This is a genomic window from Rhizobium sp. CECT 9324 (assembly GCF_918741265.1).
GTDB lineage: Bacteria > Pseudomonadota > Alphaproteobacteria > Rhizobiales > Rhizobiaceae > Allorhizobium.
The window spans coordinates 1,387,479-1,411,827 of sequence record NZ_CAKKMZ010000001.1 but is presented as its reverse complement, the minus strand read 5'-3'; the positions used below and the strand labels follow the sequence as shown (position 1 = coordinate 1,411,827).

Below are 24,349 nucleotides of genomic sequence, written 5' to 3'. Positions count from 1 at the left end.
TCTTTCAAGCGGCGACCATAGCCGCGACAGCCGTGAAGGCAACAAAGTGCTCTACCCCTCCACAGGATTGCGGCGGTTCCGGGTTTTTCCTTGACCTTTGCCGCCTTCCCCCTTAACCGCCGCCTATCCAAGACAATCGGAGAGCGGGTGATGAAGGTTCTGTTGATCGGTTCGGGCGGACGCGAACATGCGCTGGCCTGGAAAATCGCCCAGTCTCCCCTGCTCTCCAAACTTTATGCCGCTCCCGGCAATCCGGGCATTGCCGAGCATGCCGAGCTCGTCTCGGTCAACGTCGAGGATCATGCCGCCGTCATCGCCTTTTGCAAGCAAAACAGCATCGACTTCGTCGTTGTCGGGCCGGAAGCGCCGCTGGTTGCCGGCCTCGCAGATGCACTGCGCGCCGAAGGCATCGCCGTCTTCGGACCTTCGGCTGCGGCCGCCCAGCTCGAAGGCTCCAAGGGCTTCACCAAGGATATCTGCGCAAGGTTCAACATTCCGACCGGCGCCTACCAGCGGTTCAACAATGCACCGAAGGCGAAAGCCTATGTGCGCGAACAAGGTGCGCCGATCGTCATCAAGGCCGATGGCCTGGCCGCCGGCAAGGGCGTGACCGTCGCCATGACCGTCGAGGAAGCGCTGGCTGCGATCGACGACTGTTTCGAAGGTGCGTTCGGCGATGCCGGCGCCGAAGTCGTGGTGGAAGCCTATCTCGACGGCGAGGAAGCCAGCTTCTTCTGCCTGTCCGACGGCAAGACCCTGCTGCCTCTCGCCACCGCCCAGGACCACAAGCGTGTCGGCGACGGCGATACCGGCCCGAACACCGGCGGCATGGGTGCCTATTCGCCGGCCCCTGTCATGACACCGGACATGGTCGAGCGGACGATGAAGGACATCATCGAGCCAACGATGCGCGGCATGGCGGAACTGGGCATGCCGTTTTCCGGTGTGTTCTTCGCCGGGCTGATGATCACGGCGAAAGGTCCGGAACTGATCGAATACAATGTGCGCTTCGGCGATCCGGAATGCCAGGTTCTGTTGATGCGGCTGAAGAGCGATCTTTTGCCGATCCTTTTTGCCTCAGCCACCGGCACGCTGGACCAGGTCACAGCGGATTGGAGCAATGATCCGGCGCTGACCGTGGTGCTGGCCTCCAAGGGTTATCCGGGCAGCTATGCCAAGAACACGCCGATCGCCTCCATTCCAGTGGCATCCGACGGCGCCAAGGTCTTCCATGCGGGCACCGCCTCGAAGGACGGCCAGCTTGTCGCCACCGGCGGCCGGGTGCTGAACGCCACGGCAACGGGCCGGACCGTCGCAGACGCGCAGGCCGCGGCCTATGCGCTGGTCGATTCTGTTTCCTGGGACAACGGGTTTTGCCGGCGCGATATCGGCTGGCAGGCTGTTGCGCGCGAGACAGCCTGATCGCGCGCAAAAACCTGGGGCGCCGACCGATAAATCGCAAATTCGTTCAATTTTTACCATTCCCCCTGACCGGATCGAAAGAAAGCGGCGCTAGTCTCCTCGTGAACAATCCGAGGAATTCGAGATGCGCCCGTTTCTTTTGACAGCCACGATGCTTGCCATCACAAGCCCCGCTTTCGCTTCGTCGATCGAGGTCGTCGTCGGCACGCCGACACAGGCGCACAGCATCACCGCCATCCAATGCCCGAACTGCCCGCCGCCGCAGATCAAGAAGGACAAATACGCCTATCAGGTGCCAACCGTGCCCAGCGGTTCACAAACTGCGGAAATTCTCGACATCGATGGTGAGAAGAAGATGAAGCGGGTTGAAAGCTGGCTCGGCGGCTCGCCGGTTGTCATTATCAGCTCCGCAGACGGCTGGTCGACGAACGGCTCGATGGTCATTGCCGGGAACACGCCGGCCGCCGGCCAGATCGACCATGAGGCTACCACCGCGGCGGTCAACGTCGCTCCGCCGGCCGATGGCAAACTCGATCTCGATACCGCCGGTTTCGACCTTCGTCTCAACTAGGCTTCTTTCCCTTTCCTGCCCCTTCCCTGCCCAAATTCAGCCGCACGATCCAGGCTGAGCGGGCTGCCGCGCGAATGCGGACAAACGCTCCGGCATGTCCGGAGCGTTTGGTTTCTGTGCGCCATGCGCTGCAAGTACGGGCTCGCGGATCAACGTTTGCCATGCGCGGCGGATCACTCGCATCGGCGCCTATTGTTTTATTAATATTTGATACGTAGTTTTGTCTTCGATGCAATGCAGCATCGGCAGCGAGACGAAAGCGGCCTCCGTCATCATCGACCTTGAGCGGGCACGGCGGACAACAGCTCTCACTTCCGATCCTGCGAGGGTTTATGAACCGCCTCAAGATTTCCATGCAGCTGATGCTGCTTGTCGGCGGCCTGATGGCCGCTTTTGCCATTGCCACTTTTTTCCAGGTGCGCTCGTCTTCCGAAGCCATCTATCATCAGCGCTACGAATTGCTGCGCACTCAGGTCGAAACGGCCCTTTCGGTCATGCAGACCTATGACGACCGGGTCAAGTCGGGCGAATTGTCCCTGGACGACGCCAAGACGCAGGCATTTGCGACCTTGAACAAGATGAAATTCGAACCGGACGGCTATTTCTTCGGCTACGACTATGACGTGGTTCTGGTCTTCCACCCGACGTCCAAGACCGTCGGTCAGAGCAGCAAGGGCAAAGGCGATCCGAATGGCTATGCCTATCGCGACGACCTGGTCAAACTCGGCCAAAACGGCGGCGGCTATGTCGAATTCATCGGCCCGAAGCCCGGCCGCGACCCGAACGACTACAGCTATCCGAAAGCCGCCTATGGCAAGACGTTCGAGCCGTGGAAAATCGTCATCATCACCGGTCTTTATACCGACGACCTGAAGGCCGAAGTTCGCGCCAACATCATGGAGACGATCGGCATTTCGATCGGGATTTTTGCCCTGGCGCTGGGTGCGGCCTTCGTGATCGTCCGCGGCATTACCAAGCCACTGAATGCGATCCACAGCGCGCTCGAGGCGGTTGCCGAAGAAAATGTCACGATCACCATTCCGCACACGGACATGCGCAACGAAGTCGGCATGATGGCGAAGGCGACGCAGGCGCTGCAGGAGAAGATCCGCGAACGCCATGCATTGGCCAAGCGCCAGGAAGAGCAGCAGCGCGAGATGGACGGCGAGCGCCAGCAGAATGCCGACATGCAGGTGGCCGAAGCCCATCAGCAGGCACATGTTGTCAGCACCATCGGCGCATCGCTTGGCAAGCTTGCCGAAGGCGACCTCACGGTTCGCTGCAATGATCTCGGCCCGAAATATGCGGCCCTGCGCGAAAACTTCAACGAGGCGCTCGGCCGTCTCGAGGAAGCCATGGCGCGCGTCAGCCTGAAGGGCAATGATATTGCGGTCAGCAAGGAAGAGATCCGTCGGGCGTCTGGCGAACTCGCCACCCGGACGGAGCGCCAGGCGGCCAATCTGGAAGAGACATCGGCGGCGCTCGACGAACTGACCGTTGCCGTTCGCCAGACAGCCGACGGCGCCCGGGAAGCGGCCAGCCGCGTCGGCAGCGTCTCGACCGAGGCACGCCAGAGCGACGCGATCGTGTCGCGTGCCATCGAGGCGATGAGCGGCATCGAAAAGTCGTCCGAGGAAATCACCAAGATCATCGGCGTGATCGACGAGATTGCCTTCCAGACCAACCTTCTGGCGCTGAATGCGGGCGTCGAGGCGGCACGTGCCGGCGAAAGCGGCAAGGGTTTTGCCGTCGTTGCCCAGGAAGTACGCGAATTGGCCCAGCGTTCTGCGGCCGCCGCCAAGGAAATCAAGGACCAGATCGCCCGTTCCTCCGCCCAGGTCGAGCAGGGTGTGCAGCTTGTCGGCCAGACCGGCGAAGCCTTGAAGCGCATCTCCGACCAGATCGCCAGCGCCAACGACATCGTCTCGAAGATCTCGCACAGCGCCCAGGAGCAGGACACGACCCTGCGCTCGATCTCGTCTTCGGTGAACCAGCTCGACACCGCCACCCAGCAGAACGCCGCGATGGCCGAAGAGACAACGGCATCGGCCGAGGTTCTCGCCAATGATACCGGCGATCTTCTGGACCTGATCCGCGGCTTCCGCACATCCGGTGCCAAGGCGGCCCAGGGCCATCAGCCGATGCGCATGGCAAGCTGAGCCAAACGCCTGTCGAAGATATGAAGTGGAGAACCGCCGGCGCAATCCGGCGGTTTTTGTTTAGGTGGCGGTATGCATGTCGACGCAGGCAGCCAGCGCCTCGATCTCCCGATCGGAATAGACGGCGATGCCGGCTTCCCGCATCAACGCCGCCGTGACGCCGTTGCCGACATGCCGCCTGCCGGCGAAGGAGCCGTCATAAATGAAACCGGAACCGCAGGACGGGCTGCCGTCGATGAGGAGCGCATAGGCGCAGCCCTGCGCTCTTGCGAACTCGACGGCCCTGCGGCCCCCTTCGAGGAATTGCGAGGTCACATCGCCACCGGTTATTTCGATGACCCGCGCGCGTCCTGCAATCACATCGGCACCAGCCAGGCCATTCTCGATCTCGGCCGACGGGCGCGGCGTCGGCATGCCGCCAGCCTGTTCGGGACAGAAGCCGACAAGCCGGCCCTCTGCCTGCCAGCGGGCGATAGCAGGATGATCGAGCCGCTTGCCCTTGCCATCGTAGCGCACCGGGCGGCCGAGCAGGCAGGCACTGATGAAGATCTTGGGAAACATGGAGCTATTCGTCTAGGCGCCGGGCAATATCGCGTTTTTCGTGAACTATGCGGATGACGTCAACAACGCCGTCATCGACAACATAAAATATCAGGTGATGCCGGATTCTATACCGACGATAATCCGAACGCAGCCCCGCGACCGGCCGACCAAGATGTGGATTGGTGACCAGATGGTTGATCGAGGCAAAGATGTCGGAGACATAGTGCTCGGCTTGCGTCGCGGACCAATTTTCAACCGTGTAGTCCCAGATCTCTTCGAGATCGGCCTCTGCCCTAGGGCGGAGCCTGTATGAGCTCACAGTGTGCGCTCACGCATGCGTGCGAGAAACTCATCTTTATCGACATAGCGCCCAGGCCCGCTGTTCTCGCCCTCGATCAAGGCCTGCCTGAGCCATTCGAGCTTGTCCTGCTCCTGCTTCAACAGCCGCAGGCCCGCCTCGACGACCTCCTGGGCGGAGCCGAACTGGCCGCTTTCGACCTGGGCGTCGACGAAGCTTTCCAGGGGCTCGGCCAATGTGATCTGCACCGACTTGTTCATCCATGCTCCTGTGCGCCAAGGACCGGTATCGCCGGATCATACTACAGGGAATGCAAGCGGACCAAACGATTACGGGAGTTCACGCCGCATTCACTGCAATCTGCACACCCGTTTCATCCTGCAACATACGGATAATGGCAAAGAGATTATCCGCCCGTGGATTGCCATTGGGACCGAACATGCGCATCAGGCTCTTGGCCGGCATTCCCGTCTTTGCGCTCAATGTCTCGAAGCCAACCGTTGCGTTGATGAAATCGCGCAAGACCATGCGCCCGGTCTCAACCTCGCCGGACAAAAGCAATTCGATCGCCTCGCTGAGCAGCGCTGCGCGAAACCGCGGATCCGCTTGAGCGCGGTCGCGAATGGTATGCTTGAAGTCACGCGTGAGTGCCATGTCAACCTGCCTTACGCCTGCGGTACTCCGCCCAGCGCCTTTGCGCCATGCGAATATCCGCATTCTGCCGTTTCTTCGTTCCGCCAGCCAAGAGAATGACAAACTGATTACCCTGCCGACCGAAATAGATCCGGTAGCCCGGACCAAAATCGATCTTGTATTCCAGAACACCCTCGCCGACGCCTTTGACATTGGACAGATTGCCAAGTGCAATCCGCGTCAAACCGGTCGAGACCTTGGCGGCAGCAAGCGCATCCAATTCGCAAAACCACTCGGCGAACGGACTTCGACCTTCTTCCTCCTGGAATTCAAGGATTTCCATGCAGGCATGGTATCACATACGACACCATCGACAAGTCAATTGCACAAAACGAGAAAGCCCCGCCGGAGCGGGGCTTATCGATCAGCCGGTGATTCTGGAGAAGTCGGCGACGGTGCCCGTCGCCTCGCGGATCGCTTTCAGAAGCGCCAGACGGTTGGCGCGGATGGCGGCGTCCTCGTCGTTGACCAGCACGTCCTCGAAGAACCTGTCGACCGGGGCGCGCAGCGCAGACAGCGCCTGCATGGCGGCGCGGAAGTCTTCCTTCGAGACCGCCTCGGCCGCAGCCTTGGTCGCCTCGGTGACGGCGGCAAAAAGCGCCTTTTCGGCGTCGAGCTTCAGCAGATCGGCCGAGACGCTGTCGGCGACGACCGTGCCCTTCTTCTCTTCGGCGGCGAGCAGCTGGGTGGCGCGCTTGGTGCCGGCGAGCAGGTTGAGGCCGTCTTCCGAAGTGATGAAGGCGGTCAAGGCTTCGGCCTTGCGGGCGACCATCAGCAGATCGTCGGCCTCGGGCGTCAACACGGCATCGATGATGTCGTGGCGGGCGCCCTGGTCGCGCAGGTAGACTTTGAGGCGGTCGTGGAAGAAGGAGAGGAGGTCTACCGTCTGCCGAAGCACAAAACTTCCATCTTCACCCACAGAAGCTACAGCGGGACCAACACCCGATGCAGCCGCATGGCGCACTTCTGCAGCATTGCTGACGCCCAGGGCCTCGAGCTGGTTTGCGAGCTCGTGTTGTTCCGAAGACTTTCTGGTGATCTCCGCCAATAGAATTCGATTTGCACCCTGCGAAAGAAGTGGGATCAGTCTGACCTTTACACCGCTCTCCAAAATCATCCGCACCACACCCAGAGAGGCACGCCTCAGCGCATAGGGGTCCTTCGAGCCGGTCGGCTTTTCGTCGATCGCCCAGAAGCCCACCAGCGTATCCAGCTTGTCGGCGAGCGCGACCGTCAGGCCGACCTTGTCGGCCGGCAGGCGATCCGACGGGCCGTTCGGCTTCCAGTGGTCTTCGATCGCAGCGGCGACGGATGCGTCCTCACCCTGCAGAAGTGCGTATTTGCGGCCCATGGCGCCCTGAAGTTCAGGGAATTCGCCGACGGCTTCGGTGCGCAGGTCGGCCTTGGCGAGCACCACGGCGCGGTCGACGAGGGCGATGAAGGTGTCGAGGGGGCCCTGCCCCTCACCCCCGGCTTCGCCGGACCCTCTCCCCGCAAGCGGGGCGAGGGGGACGCCCGCGCAAGCCGCCTGGTCCTTCTCCCCGTTCGACGGGGAGAAGGTGGCCGGCAGGCCGGATGAGGGGCTGTTTCGCGACGCATAGACGATCGGCGCTAGCACCTTCGCCAGCGCGCGGATGCGGGCGACGCGTTCACCTTGGCTACCGAGCTTGGCGTGGAAGGTGACGTTGAGCGCATCGAGCTTGGCCATGCGCTGGTCGAGCGGCTTTGACAGATCGAGGTCGAACTTGGCGGCCGAGGCCTTCAGTGTTTCAAGATCCGGCAGGTCGCCCTGGTCGCGCTTCCAGAAATGCAGCGCGTCGGACAGGCGGGCGCGCACGACCTTGCCATTGCCGTGGACGATCTCCTTGCCGCCATCGGTGGCCTGGATATTGGCGATCAGGATGAAGTGGTTCGACAGCTTGTCTGCCTGCCCTTGCGGGCGCACGACAAAGCATTTCTGATTGGTCTTGATCGTCAGGCGGATGATCTCGGCCGGGATCGACAGGTAATCCTCCTCGAAGGTGCCGAGCAGGACCTGTGGCCATTCGACGAGGCCGGAGACTTCCTCCAGCAGGCCCTCGTCCTCGACTAGGTCGAGGCCATTGGCAAAGGCGATGTCGCGGGCGTCGTGCAGGATGATGTCCTTGCGGCGATCGGCATCGAGGATGACCTTGGCGCGCTCCAGGCTGGTGACATAGTCGTCGAAGCGGCGGACGGTGATGGCGTCGGGCGCGTGGAAGCGGTGACCATAGGTGATGTTGGAGGCGACAATGCCATCGATCTCGAAGGGAATGACCTGCACTTCGTCATGCTCGGGGCCGAAGGTGCAGACGATCGACTGCAGCGGGCGCACCCAGCGCAGGCTTTCCATGCCCTTGCCTTCGACGCCGCCATAGGTCGAGCCCTTCGGCATCGATGCATAGCCGGAGCGCATGGACGTCGGCCAGGAGAAGGCGCGGATGATGCCGGGCATGACAGCGGCGATGATCTCTTCGGCGGCCCGGCCGGGCTTGTCGATATAGGCGACATAGAAGTCGCCCTTCTTCGGATCGGTCTTGACGACGGCCTGATCGATCGAGGTGAGGCCCGCGCCACGCAGAAAGCCATCGATCGCTCCCTGGGGTGCAGAGACGCTCGGGCCTTTCTTTTCTTCACGGATATCGGCGGAACGGGCCGTCAGGCCACGAATGTCGAGCGTCAGGCGTCGCGGCGTCCAATATTCGCGCGCGCCCTCATACGTCAGACCGGCATCGACCAGCGCATCGGTGACCGCCTTCTTCAGATCGCCAGCGGCCTTGCGCTGCATGCGGGCAGGGATTTCCTCGGAGCGGAGTTCGAGCAGAAGATCGGGCATCAGACTGACTTTTTCGCTTGTTGCATAGGGCTGCGGGGGACTTAGCAAGCCGCGCGGAAAAAGTCATCCATGCATTCACCGAAAATGGCAGTCGGCTCCTTCCGACTATGCCGCCGTCATGACCGGGATCGCCGCGATCTCCTCAGCCTTTGCAACCGCCTCGACCTTGAGGTCATAACTCGTCTGGAGGTTCATCCAGAACTGCGGCGACATGTCGAAGAAACGCGCCAGACGCAACGCCGTATCAGGCGTCACGGCCGATTGCTCCGCGACAAGGCGTTCAATCCGGGTGCGCGGCACGTTCAATTGCTTCGCCAGCGAACCTGCGCTCAGATCCATGGGCTGAAGGAATTCGTCGCGCAGGATTTCTCCGGGATGGACCGGGGGCAAAGTGACCGGCATGGTTCGACCTCCTCTGTTCCTTCGATTTCAATGGTAGTCTACGATTTCGACCCTATCGGCACCACCGTCGGACCAAATGAAGCACACCCGCCATTGATCATTGATGCGGATCGAATGCTGTCCGGTTCGATCCCCCTTCAACATCTCAAGGCGATTGCCGGGCGGGCGCATCAGATCTGTCAGGCTCGTCGCATTGTCGATCATCGTCAGCTTGACGACGGCGCGCCGAACAAGATCCGCTGGAAAACCTTTCGGCGCCTTCCCGGTTGCGACGATCTCGCTCATGGCATTCGCATAAGAACGGATCATCGCTTACTCCGAATGGCAAAATGTATCACGCAACGATACATCAAGCAAGTCGGCGCGCTCCCACTCGCGCGATCGCTCTACCATCCGCCGCCGCCACCGCCGCCGCCGCCGCCACCGGAGGATCCGCCGGAGGAAAAACCGGAGGTCGACGAAGACGAGGAACTGGGCGGAGGGGCTGGAATGGTCGAGGCGATGGTGGTTGCCATCGAGGAGGAGAAGCCGCCGATGCGGTCGCCGAACGTGCCACGATTGCGGCCGTGATACCACATCGGCTGATAGGGCTCGGCATCGGCCCGGGCTGCCGCCAGCCAGGTCTCGAAGGTTGACGACCAGGGCTTTTCGACCCCGAGCGCCACGGCAAAAGGCAATAGCGTTTCGAAATGCGACGGCGACATGGTCGGGGCACCGGCCATATTCATCCGGTCCTTTTCGGCCAGCGTCATATAGATGCGCAGGCCCTCGATGCCGTCCATCAGCTTGCGGCCGAGCGGGGTTGGCGCATCCATCAGGAAGAAGAACAGGAAATTGGCGAGAATGATGCCGCCGATGGCGATGATCACATGCAATTGGCCGCTATGTGACAGGTCGAACAGGATCGCCATCACGATCGTGCCGAAGATAGACAGGCCGACAAAACCGACAAAGGCACCGATGACAATCGAGACGATCCGGGTCAGCAGAGATGCGCCGCTTCGCAATCCCTTGCCGATGCCGACCGAAAAAATGCCGAAGAACACCGCGAAGAAGGTGGGGACGATCATCAGGGCCACCGTGTCTTCCTGCAGGTCGCCGAAGATCAGCAGCAGGGCGAGGATGACGACGCTGAGCGCAATGCCGCCGGCGATATAACCGGTATTGCCGCGGTAATATTTGCCGCGATGTTCTTTCTCGATCGCCGAACGGAAGCTGTTGCCAACCTGTTGGACGCGTTTGCCATTGGCCTTGTCGATGGTCAGCGTATCGCCCTTCGATCCAACCGCGGCCAGAAGGACCTCATGTCCGGAGGGCAGCTTGTCCTTCGTGGCCTTCGCCGTGCGGGTCAGCGTGATGGACTTCTCCAGGTCATCCAGGGTGATATAGCCCTTCACCGCCAGATCGAGGGCCGATGCAGACAAGGCGGTCCAGCCGCCATTGGAAAAACCCTTGTTGTCGACATAGTTGACCAGGGCCGGCGAGATGCCGTCGGGCGCATCCCAGCGCGGCACGATCACGCCCTTGGCCGGGTCGCGGCCGACAGCCATCCAGGATCGCAGGTAATAGGCAAGGACGAGGATGAGGCCGCCGATGGACGCGATGTCGGCAAAATTGTCGCGCAGGTACCACCAGAACCCGGTCTCCGGCTCGGGCGCTGCCACCGTGCCCTTCGGCATGGCGAGCACGATGGTCAGGCCCTCCTGTGCCCCAAGCGGCGCCGTGGTTTCAAACTGCAGGCCGCCGCTGCCGGGGATAACCCGGGCATTGGTCTCGGTGGAGCCGACAGCGCCGGTATAGACGGCGGTTCTGGTCGGTTCGATATCGCCCGGCAAGGTGACGCTGGCGCTTGCCGCTTCGATCGGGAACATCCAGCCATTGCCGGTGACGTTCCAGTAGAGTTCGTCATGATCGTCGAAATAGCGGATCTGCTTCGCCGTCGTGTAGGTGATCACATAGGTATGTTCGCCCGGATCGAGCGTCACCTCGGCCGATCCGGCATAGATGCGGATGCCGCCATCAACAGATTCCGTGTGATACGGTTCCGGCGCGCCGTCGCGCTCGACCGAGATCAGGTCGAATTCGACCTCGCGGCGCTTGCCGCGCTCATTGGTGTAGTAGAGCGGGAAATCACGGAAAATGCCGCGTTTGATGTCGACGCCTTCGGCATTGACGGTAATGGTTTCCGTCACCTCGAGGCTCGCATCACCGGACACGGCGATGTCGGCATGATAGCTGCGGATGACCTCCTCGGCCCATGCGCCGCATGCCGTCCAGAGTGTGAGAAGCAAGGCAGCGCAGAGGCGAAGGAGCATCGTGGTTATCCGTTGGTTCTGACCTGTTCGACGCCCAGCGAGGCCAGCTCGCTCCAATAGGCGGGATAGGTCTTGCCGACACAATCGGGGTCGAGAATGGTGATGTCGCGGATCTTCAGGCCGGCCAGCGCAAAGCTCATGGCAATGCGGTGATCGGCAAACGTGTCGATATCGGCGGGCAGTGACTGGCCGGACAGCGACGGATCGGCCGCAACGATCAGATCGTCGCCTTCTTCCGTAGCCAGACCCTTACGGATGTTGTTCAGCCCGGTCGACACGGCATGGATGCGGTCGCATTCCTTGACACGCAGATTGGCGATCCCGACGAAACGCACCGGCGTGTTGTTGAAGGCGGCGAGCACGGCAATCGTCGGGATCGCATCCTGCATCTGGCTGCCGTCGATCACGGCCGGCATGTTGGGAAATGCGGCGATGACGTCATATGCCTTGGCGTCGGGCTGGGTAAAGGCATCGGATGGCGTGCCGATGTCGATCCTACCGCCGGTCAGGACTTCGGCGCCCCAGAGATAGGTGGCGGCCGAAGCATCCGGCTCGATATGAAAATCGGTCGCCGTATAACCGGTCGGCTGGATGACCCAGGATGACGGCGTCGGCTGCTCGACCCTGGCGCCGAAAGCGCGCATGGCCGACAGCGTCAGGTCGATATAACCGCGCGCGCCGATATCTGCACCGGCAAGCTCGATGGTGAAGGGTTCGGAGCCACAGGCTGCCGCCATCTGCAGGGCCGAGACATACTGGCTGGAGAGACCGGCATCGATGACGACGCGGTTCTTCTTGAACGATCCGTTGGCATCGATGGCAACCGGCGGGCAGCCGGAGGGCGCGGCGATTGCCACGCCGAGCGACTGCAGCGCATCAACCAGAGGCTTGATCGGCCGCTTGCGCATATGCTCGTCGCCATCGACGATATAACGCCCCTGGCCGAGCGCCAGAGCTGCCGTCAGGAAGCGGGTGGCCGTGCCGGCATTGCCGAGAAAGAGAGGCTCAGCCGGCGGTTTCAATTCGCCGGAACTGGTGACGACGAAAGTGGTCGCGTCCGGCTCGTCGACTGTCACGCCCATGGCGCGCAGGGCGTCTGCCATATAACGGGTGTCGTCGCTTTTCAGCGCGCCGGTCAGCCGGCTGGTGCCCTTGGCAAGGCCGGCGAGCAGCAGCGCCCGATTGGTGATCGACTTCGAGCCCGGAGGGCTCACCCGGCCGGTCAAGGCATGGGCAGGCGGAATGATGGTCAGTCTGTCAGTCTTCATTGTCTCGTCTCAGAGGGGCCGCGTGGGCGAACGTCAGAACTTGACCGTCGGTACCGCACGGTCGGCCTCGTTGGCAATCTCGAAATAGGGCTTCTTGGAAAAGCCGAACTGGCCGGCGACGAGATTGTTGGGAAAGGTCTCGACCTTGACGTTCAGATCGCGGGCCGCGCCATTGTAATAGCGACGCGACATCTGGATCTCGCCCTCGATGGTTTCAAGGGAGTTCTGCAGTTCGACGAAGTTTTCGTTGGCCTTCAGGTCCGGATAATCTTCGGCCAGGGCGACGATCTTGCCAAGCGCCGCCCCCAGCAGACCTTCGGCAGCGGCACGACCGGCGACGTCGCCTGCGGGCACGGCCTGGGCCTTGTTGCGCAGTTCGACGACGCTTTCCAGCGTGCCTTTTTCATGACCCGCATAACCCTTGACCGTCTCGATCAGGTTGGGGATCAGGTCGGCGCGGCGCTTGAGCTGGACATCGATGCCCGACCAGGCCTCTTCCGCCATCTGGCGGGCCTTCACCAGGCCGTTGTAGATGAAGACGACATAGGCGGCGATGGCGGCAATAATGGCAAGCGTCGTGAACATGTATGTAAATCCCCCGGTTGTTGATGGTTACCTTAAAGCAAACGACGCTTTATTGAAGAGCGGAGCAGACGAAAACCGCGCCGCACAACCCTGTTGAAAAATCGTATCTAATTGGATACAATCCTCGTGAACAGTTTCGAAAAAACGGGACCTTTCGATGAATGGCTGCGGTCCCTCAAGGACAGGACAGGCAAGCTTCGAATTCTTGCGCGGCTGACATCGGCAGAACAGGGGAATTTCGGCGACTGCGCACCGGTGGGCGCAGACGTCTTCGAAATGCGCATTCACCACGGGCCAGGGTACCGAGTGTATTATACCCGTCGCGGTGCAACGGTTTACCTGCTTCTGATCGGCGGTGACAAGTCTTCGCAGAAACGGGACATCCGGAAGGCCATCGCAATGGCTGGCAGCCTATGAGAGAAGCGAACATGACCATAACCAGCAAATTCGAGATCGCCGACTACCTCGAAGACCCAGAGGCGATGCTTGAATATCTGGCGTTGGCCATAGAAGACGAAAATCCCGACGTTTTTATTACCGCCTTGGGGCATGTCGCCAAGGCCAGGGGCATGTCGCAGATAGCCGAGCTTTCGGGCCTTGGTCGGGAAAGCCTTTACAAAGGGCTGAAATCCGGATCAAAGCTGCGCTACCAGACGGTGCAAAAAGTGGTCAACGCCCTGGGTTTCCGATTGTCTCTCGAGCGCAACGACGCCGCCTGACGGCAGCGTCATTTTGCATGTATCAGGCCGCCTTGCCGAAATTCACCCCGCCGGCGTCGGTCAGCAAAAATGCTTCGCCGCAGGCCTTGGCGAGCGTGCGCACGCGCAGGATATAGCTCTGGCGTTCGGTGACCGAGATCACACCACGGGCATCGAGCAGGTTGAAGACATGGCTTGCCTTGATGCACTGGTCATAGGCCGGGAAGACGCATTTGTGCAGGCGCTGATTGTCGTTGTCCGAAGGAGCGCCGGCGGCGAGAATCGCCTGGCATTCCTTTTCCGCGTCTTCGAAATGGCGCAGCAACATCTCGGTATTGGCGAATTCGAAGTTGTGGCGGGAATATTCCTGCTCAGCCTGCAGGAAGACGTCGCCATAGGAGATCTTCTCTTCGCCTTCGCGACCATTGAAGTTGAGGTCGTAGACATTGTCGACACCCTGGACATACATGGCGAGACGCTCAAGGCCATAGGTCAGTTCGCCGGCAACCGGCGAGACGTCGATGCCGCAGACGGCCTGGAAGTAGGTGAACTGCGACACTTCCATGCCATCGCACCAGCATTCCCAGCCGAGACCCCAGGCGCCGAGCGTCGGGCTTTCCCAGTCGTCCTCGACAAAACGGATGTCATGCAGCAACGGATCGAGCCCGATCGCCTTCAGCGAGCCCAGATAGAGTTCCTGCAGGTTGGACGGGTTCGGCTTCAGGATGACCTGATACTGGTAATAATGCTGCAACCGGTTGGGGTTTTCGCCATAGCGGCCATCGGAGGGGCGGCGCGACGGCTGGACATAGGCGGCCTTCCACGGCTTGGGGCCCAGCGCACGCAGCGTCGTTGCCGGATGGAACGTGCCTGCCCCCACTTCCATGTCGTAAGGCTGCAGCACGGCGCAGCCCTTGTCGGCCCAATAGGCATGCAAAGTCAGGATCAGCGCCTGGAAAGAACGCTTCGGGTCCATATGCGGGGCAAGAGACGTGGTCATGGGATATCGTCCAAAACTTGGCTGGAAATGTGTGGTCCGTCTGGTGCCACGATGGGGCGGACGGGTCAAGCATCCGGGACGGAATGCAGGCGCGGCAAAGCGCAGATTGCGGCGCTAGCGATCCAGATCGGCGATCTGGTTCAATTGGCCATTCAGCGAGAAAACGACGCCATCCGGCCGAAAATGGATCTTCGCCTCGCCCTTGAACAGGTCCGAGACAACCCGCTCGGTTAGGCGTGAACCGAAGCCGCGACGGCTCGGTTCGCTGACCGGCGGACCACCGCTTTCGCGCCAGTCGAAGGAAAAGCTCTCGTCCCCGTCACACGCCCAGCGGATGTCGACACGCCCGCCCGGCAAGGACAGGGCACCGTATTTGGTGGCATTGGTCGCCAATTCGTGAATGGCCATCGACAGGCCCAGCGCCTGTTGTGCCGACAGATAAACATTCGGACCCTGCATCTGGAAGCGCATTTCGTCATCGCTATGCGGCGCAACCGCGGCATTGGCGATCGCCGACACCTGGGCCGCCGTCACGCTCGTGCCGGTGAGCAGATCCTGCGCCTTGGCCAAGGCCTGGATGCGGGCGGAGATCGTCGCGGCGGCATCCGACAGGGATGACGCGCCGCGCAAGGTCTGGCTGACAATCGACTGGACCATGGCAAGGGTATTCTTCATCCGGTGCGCAAGTTCGCGGTTGAGAAGCTTCAACTGCTCCTCGTGCTGCTCGCGTTCGCGGATATGCTCCTTGGCGTCGGCATAGGCCTGTTCGAGGGCCGCCCGATCATTCATCGCCCGTGTCGTCTCGGTGACGATATTCAGGATTCCCCCGATAGTGCCCGCTTCGTCATAAATGGGGCTGTAGGAAAACGTCCAAAAGGTCCGCTCGTCGTAACCGTTGCGGGTCATGGTCAGCGGCAGATTCTCGGTCCAGGTTCCCTGGCCGGCAAGAGCGCTGCGGACGAAAGGGAGAACGTCTTCCCAGACGTCGGACCAGAGCTGCTTGAAAGGCTGGCCGATTGCCGGCTGTCGTTGTCCGAGCATTGGCAGATAGGCATCGTTGTGGAATTGCAGCAGGTCGTCACCCCACCAGAAGCACATGGGCTGTCGGGAGCACAGAACCATATGAAGTGTCGATTTCAGCGACTGTGGCCAATGATCCGTTGGCCCCAAGCTCGTCGAAGACCAATCGAAGCCGCGAATTTCTTCTGCAGCCTCTCCACCGATATTGAGGAAATCCTGCGCGCGAATTGTCGTTCCCCTTCGAGGCCATCATCATCAGGCGTCAGAACCGACATTCTGCTTCCGCCTGCATATTGTTCACTTTGACGTGAATCTAGGGCGGAACATGGGTCAACTCAAGACGCGGGATGAGATCAAATTTCGCTCCTCGGGGTTCAGTTACGATAGGCCTTGCCTGCGAAAGGTGCTGAACTGAAATTTCTGAACAGTGCCCCATGGAGTGTGATGGGCGTGGCTGCGGCTGTCGCACAGCTCGAAGTCAGCTCCGAGCAGCCGTTGCAGGCTGACGGCATCATGGCGAGCGACGGGCAGGCCGCTGCATTTTTCCGGACCATCCGGGGCGAAGGTACCGATGATCGCCACTCCGCCAACCGAAAGCGCTGATTTCAACACGACAATATAGGCCTCCTGGTCTTCGGTTGCCGTGAGAAAATGAAATGCGGCCCGATCATGCCAGGCGTCAAAAAGGCGACCGGGCCTCCAGTCGCGGATGTCGGAAACGACCCAGTCTACCCCAGGCGCGGCCGACAGACGCTCTCGCGCGCGCTCAAGGGCCGCAGCGGAGAGATCAAGCACCGTGACATGTGCCTGTCCGGCACGCATCAAAACATCAACAAGAGCAGAGGCGCCGCCGCCGATATCGACCACCGTCGCATCAAGCTCAACCCCGGCTGAGCGCAAAAGCGAAACGGACAGATCAGGCCTTTGCTCGTACCAGCTAACTTCGTTGTCGGCCTTGTTCTGGTAGACGTTTTCCCAATGGTGCTGAGCGGGCCGCACCTCCGTTGGCGAGGTCGGTGTGTCTTGCGACGGCACCATTGGACCCAGAGCTTCAGACGGATACTGACCTGCATCGGGCTGGATTTCCTCTGCCATCGGCCACTCTCCTGCGGGGTTGAGCGAAACACGGCGACAAGACCGGTTGGCGCAGTTCTATTCGTCCTCGCGCCGTACCCGGTATTCGCCGGTTTCCTTGTCCTGGATCAGCGTGCCGATGGCGCCGGTTTCGCGCTCTTTTTCGGCCGCGCGGGACTTCTTTGCCAGTCTTTCCGCATCGCTGACGAACTTGCGGTATAGCAACCAGCCACCGCCGAACAGCAGGCCGAAAAATATCAGTTGCGCCATATCCCCTCGCCCCGTCGCATCTTATTGTTGTCTTGCCGAGGTCAAAGACCGTAGCGCGACCATAGTGCCTTCTCCTCCAGCGTGTCGGCAAGTCCCGACACGGCCTGAGCGGCGATCTGATCGATCGATCCGAAGGCATCGACGCCGGTGACGCGCTTGCCGAACAGGCTCTTGGCACCGCTGATCAGTTCCAGCCGTGCATCCTTGCCATATCGTGTCTTGATTTCCTGGCGCATATTGCCCAGCCGATCGACAAGACCGAGTTCGACGCCGCGCCGACCGGTCCAGAAGAGACCGGAAAACAGCGTCGGATCTTCGGCCAGGAGCACGCCGCGCCGGGCCTTGACCATGTCAATGAAGATCTCGTGGATTTCCAGCTGCAGGGTCTTCAGATATTCGATGTCGCCTTCCTTCTCCGGCTGGAAGGGATCGAGGATCGCCTTGTTCTCGCCGGCGGTATAAACGCGGCGCTCGACGCCGATCTTCTTCAGGAGCTCCGGGAAACCGAAGCCGCCGGACACCACACCGATGGAGCCGACAATCGAGGTGGCATCGACAATGATCTCATCGCCGGCAATGGCGAGCATATAGCCGCCGGAGGCCGCAACATCCTCAACGAAGACGAGCACGCGCTTGTTCTTCTCTTCGGCAAGCGCACGAATTCTGTCAAAGATCATGCGCGACTGGACAGGCGAACCACCTGGAGAATTGATCGACAGAGCCACGGCCGGACTGTCCTTCATGGCGAAGGCCTTTTCCAACTGCGGCGCGACACTGGCAAGATTGAGGGCTGGGCGGAACTTCGAGCCACCGCTCATGATCGCACCATGCAGACGCACGACCGGAATAACGGTTCCCTGCTTGCGGAAGCGTTTCGGCACCAGCCGCTTCAAAAAATCTGCCATGGACGCACAATCTCCTACCTGTCAAAACCTTGTGGGAGATGTAAGAAGCCGGCCCCCAAACGCAATGGCTGCAGTCAAAATTCACCCGACGCGCCATCAGCGCAGACGGCTGTAGCCGATGCGCCCGTTGTTCAGATCGTCAACCAGCGGCGCGAAGGCATGGCTGTCCTCGCGATCATGCATCAGCAGCGGCGAGCGCAGTTGCAAACGCGCCCGCGATCCCATGATCGCGGTGACCAGAATGCGCGTCGCGCTCTCGCCCGGCCGCGGATGGATAGCGGTAATTTCCACACCGCCGAAGCGGCGACCGCAGGCGGCGATGATCTCGGCGATTGATTGCGGCCTGGCAATCAGCGACAGTTGTCCGCCCGGCATGGTGATGGCACCGGCGGTGCGGATCCAGCTCTCGAACAGGTTTTCCGTCATGGCATGCGCCTCGGCCTTCAAGACGTCGGGCGTACGGCGGTCGCTGGCATCGTTGAAAGGCGGGTTCATGATGACATGGTGGAAGCTGTCATCGCGCAGGCCGGCGGCAAACCGGGCACGGCCGGTCAGGGTGACGTCCGTTTCAAGAACGGAGATACGGTCGGCGAATTTTACGTTTTCAATGAGGGCAAGGCTCTTGCGCGCGAATTCCGCCATGTCCGGCGAGCGTTCGACGAGTACCACCTCGGCATCCGGCAGGCGCGAGGCCACGGCAAATCCGGCAGCACCTGCCCCCGCTCCCAGATCCGCCACACGAAAGGCCCCGTCCTGCATCACCAGGGATGCAAGCAGCATGGCATCCATGCCGGCGCGGTGGCCGCGACCGCGCGGCTGGACCAGATGGAAACGGCCTCTGTGAAAGGCATCGATGGTTTCGACCGGCTGGGGCGACATGGGGCTTCAGGCCTCGTGGTCCCGCAATTCTGCGGCAAGACCGGCGTCGGTCAGGATCTGGCGCGCCTGATCGACCTCGTCTGAATCGACCAGAAGCCGGCGCTGCAGCATGCCGAGCGACCCTTCGAGAATGCTCATCTGCTGGTCGGCAATCATCACGGAAATACCTGCATCCCGCATCAGGCTTTCGGCAAAGGACAGAAGGACGACGTCGTTCGAACGGATGATCTCGTGCATTTTATCCAGAAAACCTTCTTCTTTACCGTTCCGGGACAATTCGCCCCTTGCCGTGGGTGCCTCGGCTTTTTATTGTCGAGACAGAATTGAACAGGAGTCCGGTGCGTTGGGCGTAGTCATACCGCTTGAGGAAAACAAAAACAAACAGGCTTCCATCAAGCCCTTGGTGGACCTGACCAAAAGCGGCATGGAACGGGTCAACCAGCTGATCCTGTCGAAGGCGGGCTCGGACGTGCAGATGATCCCGGAAGTCGCCAATCACCTGATTTCATCGGGCGGCAAGCGGCTGCGACCAATGCTGACTTTGGCAACCGCCGCGATGTTCGGCTACGAGGGCGAGCATCACATCAAGCTGGCGACCGCCGTCGAATTCATGCACACGGCAACGCTGCTGCATGACGACGTGGTCGACGAAAGCGATCTCAGGCGCGGTAAGTCGACGGCGCGCACCATCTGGGGCAATCAGGCCAGCGTTCTCGTCGGCGACTTCCTGCTTGGCCAGGCGTTCCGGATGATGGTCGATGTCGGCTCGCTCGATGCGCTCGACGTGCTGTCGACGGCGGCCTCTGTCATTGCCGAAGGCGAAGTGTTGCAACTGTCCGTCGCCAAGAACATGGAAACCACCGAAGACGACTACCTGTCGGTCATTCGTGCCAAAACGGCCGCGCTGTTTGCTGCGGCGGCCGAAGTCGGCCCGATCGTCGCCCAGACCGACAAGGCGACGCGCAATGCGCTGAAATCCTACGGCATGAATCTCGGCCTCGCCTTCCAGCTGGTCGACGACGCGCTGGATTACGGCGGCAAGGCTGCCGATCTCGGCAAGAATGTCGGCGACGATTTCCGCGAAGGCAAGATCACCCTGCCGGTGATCCTGTCCTACCGCCGCGGAACGGCCGTCGAGCGCGACTTCTGGCGCGAATCCATCGAAGGCGGCCAGAACGACGACGCGAGGCTCGAAAGGGCTTTGGGCCTGATCAGCCGCTATGGTGCGCTCGGCGAAACGATCCAGCGGGCACAGCACTACGGCACGATCGCCCGCGACGCGCTGGCCCCCCTGCCGGAGACGCCGTGGAAAGATGCGCTCAACGACGTGATCGACTTCTGTATCGCCCGGGTGAATTGACCCGGGCAATTGTGGCGCACGGGCGATTGCCTTGCGGGCCTGCTTCAAAAAAGCCATTCTATGCGTGAATCATCGCGCGTCGTTCCCATATAAGCACGACCTGCGCACTTTATCGGTTCTTGAAAGGCTCGTTCATGCGGCAAAGTCCCGCCACTCGCTTCCTCGCCGGCACTGCCCTGGCGCTGCTTCTTAGCGTCTTCCAAGCCCCGATCGCTTCAGCTGCGTCGCCCGACACGCCCGCCGAAACCGAGAGCTTCGATCTTGACAGCGTCGACAGCTTTGCCGGCGCTTTCCTGGCCGCCCGGACTGCCGAAGCCGACCGCGACTACGCCAATGCCATCCTGCTCTACAAGAAGGCGCTCGAGCTTTCGCCTGACGAACTGGATATCCAGCAGCGGCTGATGATCGCCCTGATCATGAACGGAGACTTCGACGAAGGCGCAAAGCTCGCCAAGGAACTGGAGAACGATCCGGCCGTCGAGCGCGTGACATCCGTGGCGCTCGGATTCCAGGCGATCCGCGATGGCCGCTATGACGATGCGCTGAAGACCTTCAAATACGAAGGCCCGAACGATCTTGACCGGCTGATGAACGAATTGCTGATTGCCTGGACAATGGTCGGCGAAGGCAAGGGCAAGGAAGCCCTTGATCTGGTGAAAGGCCTTGAGGGTCCGAGCTGGTATGCGATTTTCCGTAACTACAATGTCGGCGTAATCGCCGCCCTGACCGGCGATAACGACGCAGCCCGGAAGGCGCTGACGGACACACTGATCGACCGCAGCGGCGGCGCGACCGCGCCGGACACCTTTGCCCGGGCAGTCATTGCGCTGGCAACGCTCGAAGCCAATGCCGGTAACAAGCAGAAGGCACTGGATGCGCTGGCGGCCGGTGACGAACTGATCAACAATTACGCACCGTTCAAGGCGCTGCGCGATGCAATCGAAGCCGGCGGCAAGCCGAAGCCGATGGTCGCGAACGCGGCACAGGGTGCGGCCGGCGTGTTGTTTTCCATCGGTGGCGCGCTCAACCGCGAAGGCGCCGAAGACACGGTGATGCTCTATCTGCAGCTATCGCATGCGCTGGACAAAGACGCGGCCGACACGCTGGTCCTGCTCGGCGGCATTGCCGAAAACGCCAAACAGCCGGAAAAGGCGATCGATTTCTACCGCCAGGTGCCGGAAACATCGCCGATGCGGCGGATTTCCGAATTACAACTCGGCCTGACGCTGGCAGAAACCGGCAAGGTTGAGGATGCACGCACGCATCTGCAGGGGCTGATTGCCTCTGACCCGAAGGACGTGCGCAGCTATCTCGCCTATGGCAGTGTGCTGTCGGAAGCCAAGGACTATGCGGCCATGGCGACAAATTACGACAAGGCCGTCGAGGTTATCGGTCAATCGCCGGCCAAGAACCACTGGTCGATCTTCTTCCAGCGCGGCATCGCCAATGAACGGCTGAAGAAGTGGGACAAGGCCGAGCCGGACTTCCGCAAGGCGCTGGAACTCAATCCGGAACAGCCGCAGGTGCTCAATTACCTGGGTTATTCCTGGGTCGACATGAACCGCAATCTCCAGGAAGGACTGGAGATGATCAAGAAGGCCGTCGATCTACGGCCCGATGACGGCTACATCGTCGATTCGCTCGGCTGGGCCTATTACCGCCTCGGTCGGTTCGACGAATCGGTGGTCGAACTGGAGCGGGCCGCCGAGCTTCGCGCCGGCGACGCGACGATCAACGACCATCTGGGCGACGCCTATTGGCGCGTCGGCCGCAAGCTTGAAGCCACCTACCAGTGGAAACGCGCGCTGGCCTCCGAGCCGGACGAGGCCGAAGTGCCGAAGATCCAGGCGAAGATCGACAAGGGCATGCCGCCCATCGAAGCCGACGCCGCCAAGATCGATCCAAAGCCGGTCGATGCGCCGAAGAAAGACGACAAGAAGACCTGATCCGATGAAAGGTCTTGACGATCAGCTGGGAGCCCCGGTCGAGGAGACCGCGCGCGCCAAGGTCAATCTCGCGCTGCATGTGACCGGGCGCCGGGCGGATGGCTATCACCTGCTCGACAGCCTGGTGACCTTTGCCGAAGACGGTGACGAGCTGACATTCCAGCCAGCAGAGACCGACAGCCTGACGCTGACGGGGCCTTTTGCACGCAGCCTCTCGCTTGGCCCGGCGAGGCCCGAGGACAATCTCGTGGCTCAGGCACGCGACCGTTTGCGCGCCGTTCTCGATCAGCATGGGCAGTCCTGGTCGCCCGTCGCCATCACGCTCGAAAAGAACCTGCCGGTCGCGGCCGGGATCGGCGGCGGCTCGGCCGATGCCGCAGCAACCCTGCGTGGACTGATGCGGCTCTGGCAGGCGGACCTGCCCGCAGGCGCGCTGGCGGAGCTTGCACTGTCGCTTGGGGCCGATGTGCCGATGTGCCTTCGCTCAATGCCACTCAGGGCAGAGGGCATTGGCGAGGCGATCACGCCGGTTGCCCTCCCCTCCTTTCCGATGGTGCTGCTCAATCCGTTGATGCCGGTCTCGACGCCGGAGATCTTTCGCCGGCTGGAGCGACGCGACAATTCGCCGATGACAGACCTCCCCGCAGCCCCCGATGCTGAGGCATGGCGCACAGCCTTTCCGCAGCTTCGCAACGACCTGCAGCCGCCGGCTGAAGCGCTTGTACCGGAAATCGCGGAAGCCTGCGGCCTGTTGCGCGAGAGCCTCGCGGTTTATGCCGGCATGTCGGGTTCGGGTGCGACCTGTTTCGGCCTCTACGAAAACGAGGCCGCGGCGCTTAAGGCGGCACTGGCGCTATCGGCCTATCGACCGCAATGGTATGTGCTTCTGACCCGCACAGTTGCCCATCAGCGCGCGCAAGGAGATGCAGCATGAGCCGGATCGACGAAAGCCGTCCCTTCATTCCGGTGGGCATTGCCGTGCTCACAGTCTCGGACACACGGCGCCTGGAAGACGACCGCTCCGGCGACACGCTGGTCGCCCGGATCGCGGAGGCCGGCCACAGGCTCGCCGCGCGGGCCATCGTGCAGGACGACAAGGCGGCGATCCGCGACCAGGTGGAGCAGTGGACAAAAGATGACGCCATCGACGTGGTCATCACCACCGGCGGCACGGGCTTTACCGGTCGCGACGTGACACCGGAAGCGCTGGAACCGCTGTTCGAAAAGCGCATGGACGGCTTTTCCGAGGTCTTCCACCGGATCTCCTATGACAAGATCGGGACCTCGACCATCCAGTCACGGGCGACCGGCGGCGTTGCCAATGCGACGTTCATCTTCGTTCTGCCGGGGTCTCCGGGTGCCTGCAAGGATGCGTGGGATGGCATCTTGAAGCTGCAGCTCGACTACCGCCACATGCCGTGCAATTTTGTCGAGATCATGCCACGGCTCGACGAGCACCTGACACGCAGCAAATAGTCTTGCCGGACGGCGATCAGCGCCTGGCTTCGCGCGCAACCCAGGACGGGATAATTTCAGACGCCAGCCGCCGCGGCTTTTGGCCATGGGCCAGATGCTGAAGATCCATGCCCGAACGGACCAGTGATTGGGCGTGGCGCTTGGGCAGGAGCAGACCATTTTCGAGCGGCGGGCGTGACCGCGTCAGGCGGCGATAGAAGGGCAGCCGATAGACACGCGATTCGGAAAAGCGGGCTGGAACCTTGTTGAGAGCCACATATTCCGCCACTTCGTCGATCCAGCCCTGCGTCATTCGGGCGCCAGGCTCGACCAGAAGCAGCCACTCGCCGCGCACGGAGCCGAGCAATTCTTTCATGTCCCATTGCTGATAAAAGCGGCAGCCCGCCGCATCCGCCACGAAGGATGATCCGTCCTGCGAGCCATGGTCCAGAACGATGACATCGCTTACAAGGCCTTCCACAGCACCGGCTACGAGCACAGACAACGTCTGAGCGAGCTCCGGCTCCTGATCGCGGCATTCCATCATCACTGTCAACATTGCCTATCTCTATCGCATTGCACAAAGATTTGCCACTGCTTTGAGATTGTCCGATTTTCTATTTTGTTCTTGC

The 24,349-nt window shown here is 61.3% G+C and carries 28 protein-coding genes; 9 read left to right on the top strand and 19 right to left on the bottom strand.

Going from position 1 to position 24,349, the window contains the following annotated elements:
* Positions 1 to 150: 150 nt before the first annotated feature.
* From purD to LQ231_RS06870, 3 genes are all read left to right on the top strand, one after another.
* Positions 151 to 1,422 carry a phosphoribosylamine--glycine ligase gene (purD, locus tag LQ231_RS06880; protein ID WP_230170782.1) on the top strand — a complete coding sequence of 424 codons (1,272 nt, stop codon included), beginning with the start codon at positions 151 to 153 and terminating at the stop codon, positions 1,420 to 1,422.
* 124 nt (positions 1,423 to 1,546) lie between these two features.
* Positions 1,547 to 1,993: a plant virulence effector HPE1-like domain-containing protein gene (locus tag LQ231_RS06875; protein WP_113140471.1), complete on the top strand. Its 447-nt coding sequence runs from the start codon at positions 1,547 to 1,549 to the stop codon at positions 1,991 to 1,993.
* Positions 1,994 to 2,325: 332 nt separating this feature from the next.
* On the top strand, positions 2,326 to 4,152 hold the full coding sequence (locus tag LQ231_RS06870; RefSeq protein ID WP_230170781.1) for a methyl-accepting chemotaxis protein: 1,827 nt from the start codon (positions 2,326 to 2,328) through the stop codon (positions 4,150 to 4,152).
* Positions 4,153 to 4,212: 60 nt separating this feature from the next.
* Here LQ231_RS06870 and LQ231_RS06865 read toward each other — a convergent pair whose 3' ends face one another.
* The 11 genes from LQ231_RS06865 to LQ231_RS06815 form a co-directional block, all read right to left on the bottom strand.
* Positions 4,213 to 4,713, bottom strand: coding sequence for a DUF523 domain-containing protein (locus LQ231_RS06865; protein ID WP_230170780.1), 501 nt, complete (start codon positions 4,711 to 4,713; stop codon positions 4,213 to 4,215).
* 4 nt (positions 4,714 to 4,717) lie between these two features.
* On the bottom strand, positions 4,718 to 5,014 hold the full coding sequence (locus tag LQ231_RS06860; RefSeq protein WP_113140468.1) for a type II toxin-antitoxin system RelE/ParE family toxin: 297 nt from the start codon (positions 5,012 to 5,014) through the stop codon (positions 4,718 to 4,720).
* The gene (locus LQ231_RS06855; protein WP_113140467.1) at positions 5,011 to 5,253 is read right to left on the bottom strand and encodes a type II toxin-antitoxin system ParD family antitoxin; all 243 of its coding nucleotides are present in this window, start codon (positions 5,251 to 5,253) and stop codon (positions 5,011 to 5,013) included. Before LQ231_RS06855 ends, LQ231_RS06860 begins: the two co-directional genes overlap by 4 nt.
* A 79-nt stretch (positions 5,254 to 5,332) precedes the next feature.
* Positions 5,333 to 5,647, bottom strand: a complete 315-nt coding sequence (locus LQ231_RS06850; RefSeq protein WP_230170779.1) for a transcriptional regulator — start codon at positions 5,645 to 5,647, stop codon at positions 5,333 to 5,335.
* Between the two features lies 1 nt (position 5,648).
* Complete coding sequence (locus LQ231_RS06845) at positions 5,649 to 5,969, bottom strand: type II toxin-antitoxin system RelE/ParE family toxin (protein WP_230170778.1); 321 nt, start codon at positions 5,967 to 5,969, stop codon at positions 5,649 to 5,651.
* 81 nt (positions 5,970 to 6,050) lie between these two features.
* The gene (gene glyS, locus LQ231_RS06840; RefSeq protein WP_230170777.1) at positions 6,051 to 8,540 is read right to left on the bottom strand and encodes a glycine--tRNA ligase subunit beta; all 2,490 of its coding nucleotides are present in this window, start codon (positions 8,538 to 8,540) and stop codon (positions 6,051 to 6,053) included.
* A gap of 105 nt (positions 8,541 to 8,645) precedes the next feature.
* Positions 8,646 to 8,942 carry a HigA family addiction module antitoxin gene (locus LQ231_RS06835; protein WP_230170776.1) on the bottom strand — a complete coding sequence of 99 codons (297 nt, stop codon included), beginning with the start codon at positions 8,940 to 8,942 and terminating at the stop codon, positions 8,646 to 8,648.
* Between the two features lie 27 nt (positions 8,943 to 8,969).
* Entirely contained in the window at positions 8,970 to 9,251 is a 282-nt protein-coding gene (locus LQ231_RS06830) for a type II toxin-antitoxin system RelE/ParE family toxin (protein ID WP_113140462.1), read from the bottom strand.
* A 77-nt stretch (positions 9,252 to 9,328) separates the two neighbouring features.
* The gene (locus LQ231_RS06825; RefSeq protein ID WP_230170775.1) at positions 9,329 to 11,257 is read right to left on the bottom strand and encodes a DUF2207 domain-containing protein; all 1,929 of its coding nucleotides are present in this window, start codon (positions 11,255 to 11,257) and stop codon (positions 9,329 to 9,331) included.
* 5 nt (positions 11,258 to 11,262) lie between these two features.
* Positions 11,263 to 12,525, bottom strand: coding sequence for a 3-phosphoshikimate 1-carboxyvinyltransferase (aroA, locus tag LQ231_RS06820; protein WP_230170774.1), 1,263 nt, complete (start codon positions 12,523 to 12,525; stop codon positions 11,263 to 11,265).
* 33 nt (positions 12,526 to 12,558) lie between these two features.
* Entirely contained in the window at positions 12,559 to 13,110 is a 552-nt protein-coding gene (locus LQ231_RS06815) for a LemA family protein (RefSeq protein ID WP_230170773.1), read from the bottom strand.
* Between the two features lie 126 nt (positions 13,111 to 13,236).
* Here LQ231_RS06815 and LQ231_RS06810 point away from each other — a divergent pair, with 126 nt between their 5' ends.
* Together LQ231_RS06810 and LQ231_RS06805 are read left to right on the top strand one after the other, a co-directional pair.
* Positions 13,237 to 13,527, top strand: a complete 291-nt coding sequence (locus tag LQ231_RS06810) for a type II toxin-antitoxin system RelE/ParE family toxin (protein WP_230170772.1) — start codon at positions 13,237 to 13,239, stop codon at positions 13,525 to 13,527.
* 11 nt (positions 13,528 to 13,538) lie between these two features.
* Complete coding sequence (locus LQ231_RS06805) at positions 13,539 to 13,829, top strand: addiction module antidote protein (RefSeq protein ID WP_230170771.1); 291 nt, start codon at positions 13,539 to 13,541, stop codon at positions 13,827 to 13,829.
* Positions 13,830 to 13,851: 22 nt separating this feature from the next.
* Here LQ231_RS06805 and LQ231_RS06800 read toward each other — a convergent pair whose 3' ends face one another.
* The 7 genes from LQ231_RS06800 to LQ231_RS06770 form a co-directional block, all read right to left on the bottom strand.
* A complete protein-coding gene (locus LQ231_RS06800; RefSeq protein WP_230170770.1) occupies positions 13,852 to 14,808 on the bottom strand; it encodes a glycine--tRNA ligase subunit alpha in 957 nt (318 codons plus the stop codon).
* Positions 14,809 to 14,922: 114 nt separating this feature from the next.
* Positions 14,923 to 15,906 carry a PAS domain-containing sensor histidine kinase gene (locus tag LQ231_RS06795; protein ID WP_230170769.1) on the bottom strand — a complete coding sequence of 328 codons (984 nt, stop codon included), beginning with the start codon at positions 15,904 to 15,906 and terminating at the stop codon, positions 14,923 to 14,925.
* Between the two features lie 300 nt (positions 15,907 to 16,206).
* Positions 16,207 to 16,866 (bottom strand): class I SAM-dependent methyltransferase, encoded by a 660-nt coding sequence (locus LQ231_RS06790; protein ID WP_230173260.1) that lies wholly within the window; start codon positions 16,864 to 16,866, stop codon positions 16,207 to 16,209.
* Between the two features lie 114 nt (positions 16,867 to 16,980).
* The gene (locus LQ231_RS06785; protein WP_159946839.1) at positions 16,981 to 17,172 is read right to left on the bottom strand and encodes a hypothetical protein; all 192 of its coding nucleotides are present in this window, start codon (positions 17,170 to 17,172) and stop codon (positions 16,981 to 16,983) included.
* 41 nt (positions 17,173 to 17,213) lie between these two features.
* Positions 17,214 to 18,077 (bottom strand): S49 family peptidase, encoded by an 864-nt coding sequence (locus LQ231_RS06780; protein ID WP_113140454.1) that lies wholly within the window; start codon positions 18,075 to 18,077, stop codon positions 17,214 to 17,216.
* A gap of 96 nt (positions 18,078 to 18,173) precedes the next feature.
* On the bottom strand, positions 18,174 to 18,956 hold the full coding sequence (locus LQ231_RS06775; protein ID WP_230170768.1) for a methyltransferase: 783 nt from the start codon (positions 18,954 to 18,956) through the stop codon (positions 18,174 to 18,176).
* Between the two features lie 6 nt (positions 18,957 to 18,962).
* Positions 18,963 to 19,193, bottom strand: coding sequence for a DUF2007 domain-containing protein (locus tag LQ231_RS06770; RefSeq protein ID WP_113140452.1), 231 nt, complete (start codon positions 19,191 to 19,193; stop codon positions 18,963 to 18,965).
* A gap of 106 nt (positions 19,194 to 19,299) precedes the next feature.
* On the opposite strand from LQ231_RS06770, the gene LQ231_RS06765 reads away from it, so the two are divergent.
* The 4 genes from LQ231_RS06765 to moaB all read left to right on the top strand — a co-directional run bounded on the left by LQ231_RS06765 (position 19,300) and on the right by moaB (position 23,738).
* Positions 19,300 to 20,316, top strand: coding sequence for a polyprenyl synthetase family protein (locus LQ231_RS06765; protein ID WP_230170767.1), 1,017 nt, complete (start codon positions 19,300 to 19,302; stop codon positions 20,314 to 20,316).
* 134 nt (positions 20,317 to 20,450) lie between these two features.
* Positions 20,451 to 22,262 carry a tetratricopeptide repeat protein gene (locus LQ231_RS06760; protein ID WP_230170766.1) on the top strand — a complete coding sequence of 604 codons (1,812 nt, stop codon included), beginning with the start codon at positions 20,451 to 20,453 and terminating at the stop codon, positions 22,260 to 22,262.
* Positions 22,263 to 22,266: 4 nt separating this feature from the next.
* Complete coding sequence (locus LQ231_RS06755) at positions 22,267 to 23,196, top strand: 4-(cytidine 5'-diphospho)-2-C-methyl-D-erythritol kinase (RefSeq protein ID WP_230170765.1); 930 nt, start codon at positions 22,267 to 22,269, stop codon at positions 23,194 to 23,196.
* The gene (gene moaB, locus LQ231_RS06750; RefSeq protein WP_113140448.1) at positions 23,193 to 23,738 is read left to right on the top strand and encodes a molybdenum cofactor biosynthesis protein B; all 546 of its coding nucleotides are present in this window, start codon (positions 23,193 to 23,195) and stop codon (positions 23,736 to 23,738) included. The genes LQ231_RS06755 and moaB overlap by 4 nt, the downstream gene beginning before the upstream one ends.
* A gap of 16 nt (positions 23,739 to 23,754) precedes the next feature.
* On the opposite strand, the gene LQ231_RS06745 is transcribed toward moaB, so the two are convergent.
* Positions 23,755 to 24,276 (bottom strand): glycosyl transferase, encoded by a 522-nt coding sequence (locus LQ231_RS06745; protein WP_230170764.1) that lies wholly within the window; start codon positions 24,274 to 24,276, stop codon positions 23,755 to 23,757.
* Positions 24,277 to 24,349: the final 73 nt, after the last annotated feature.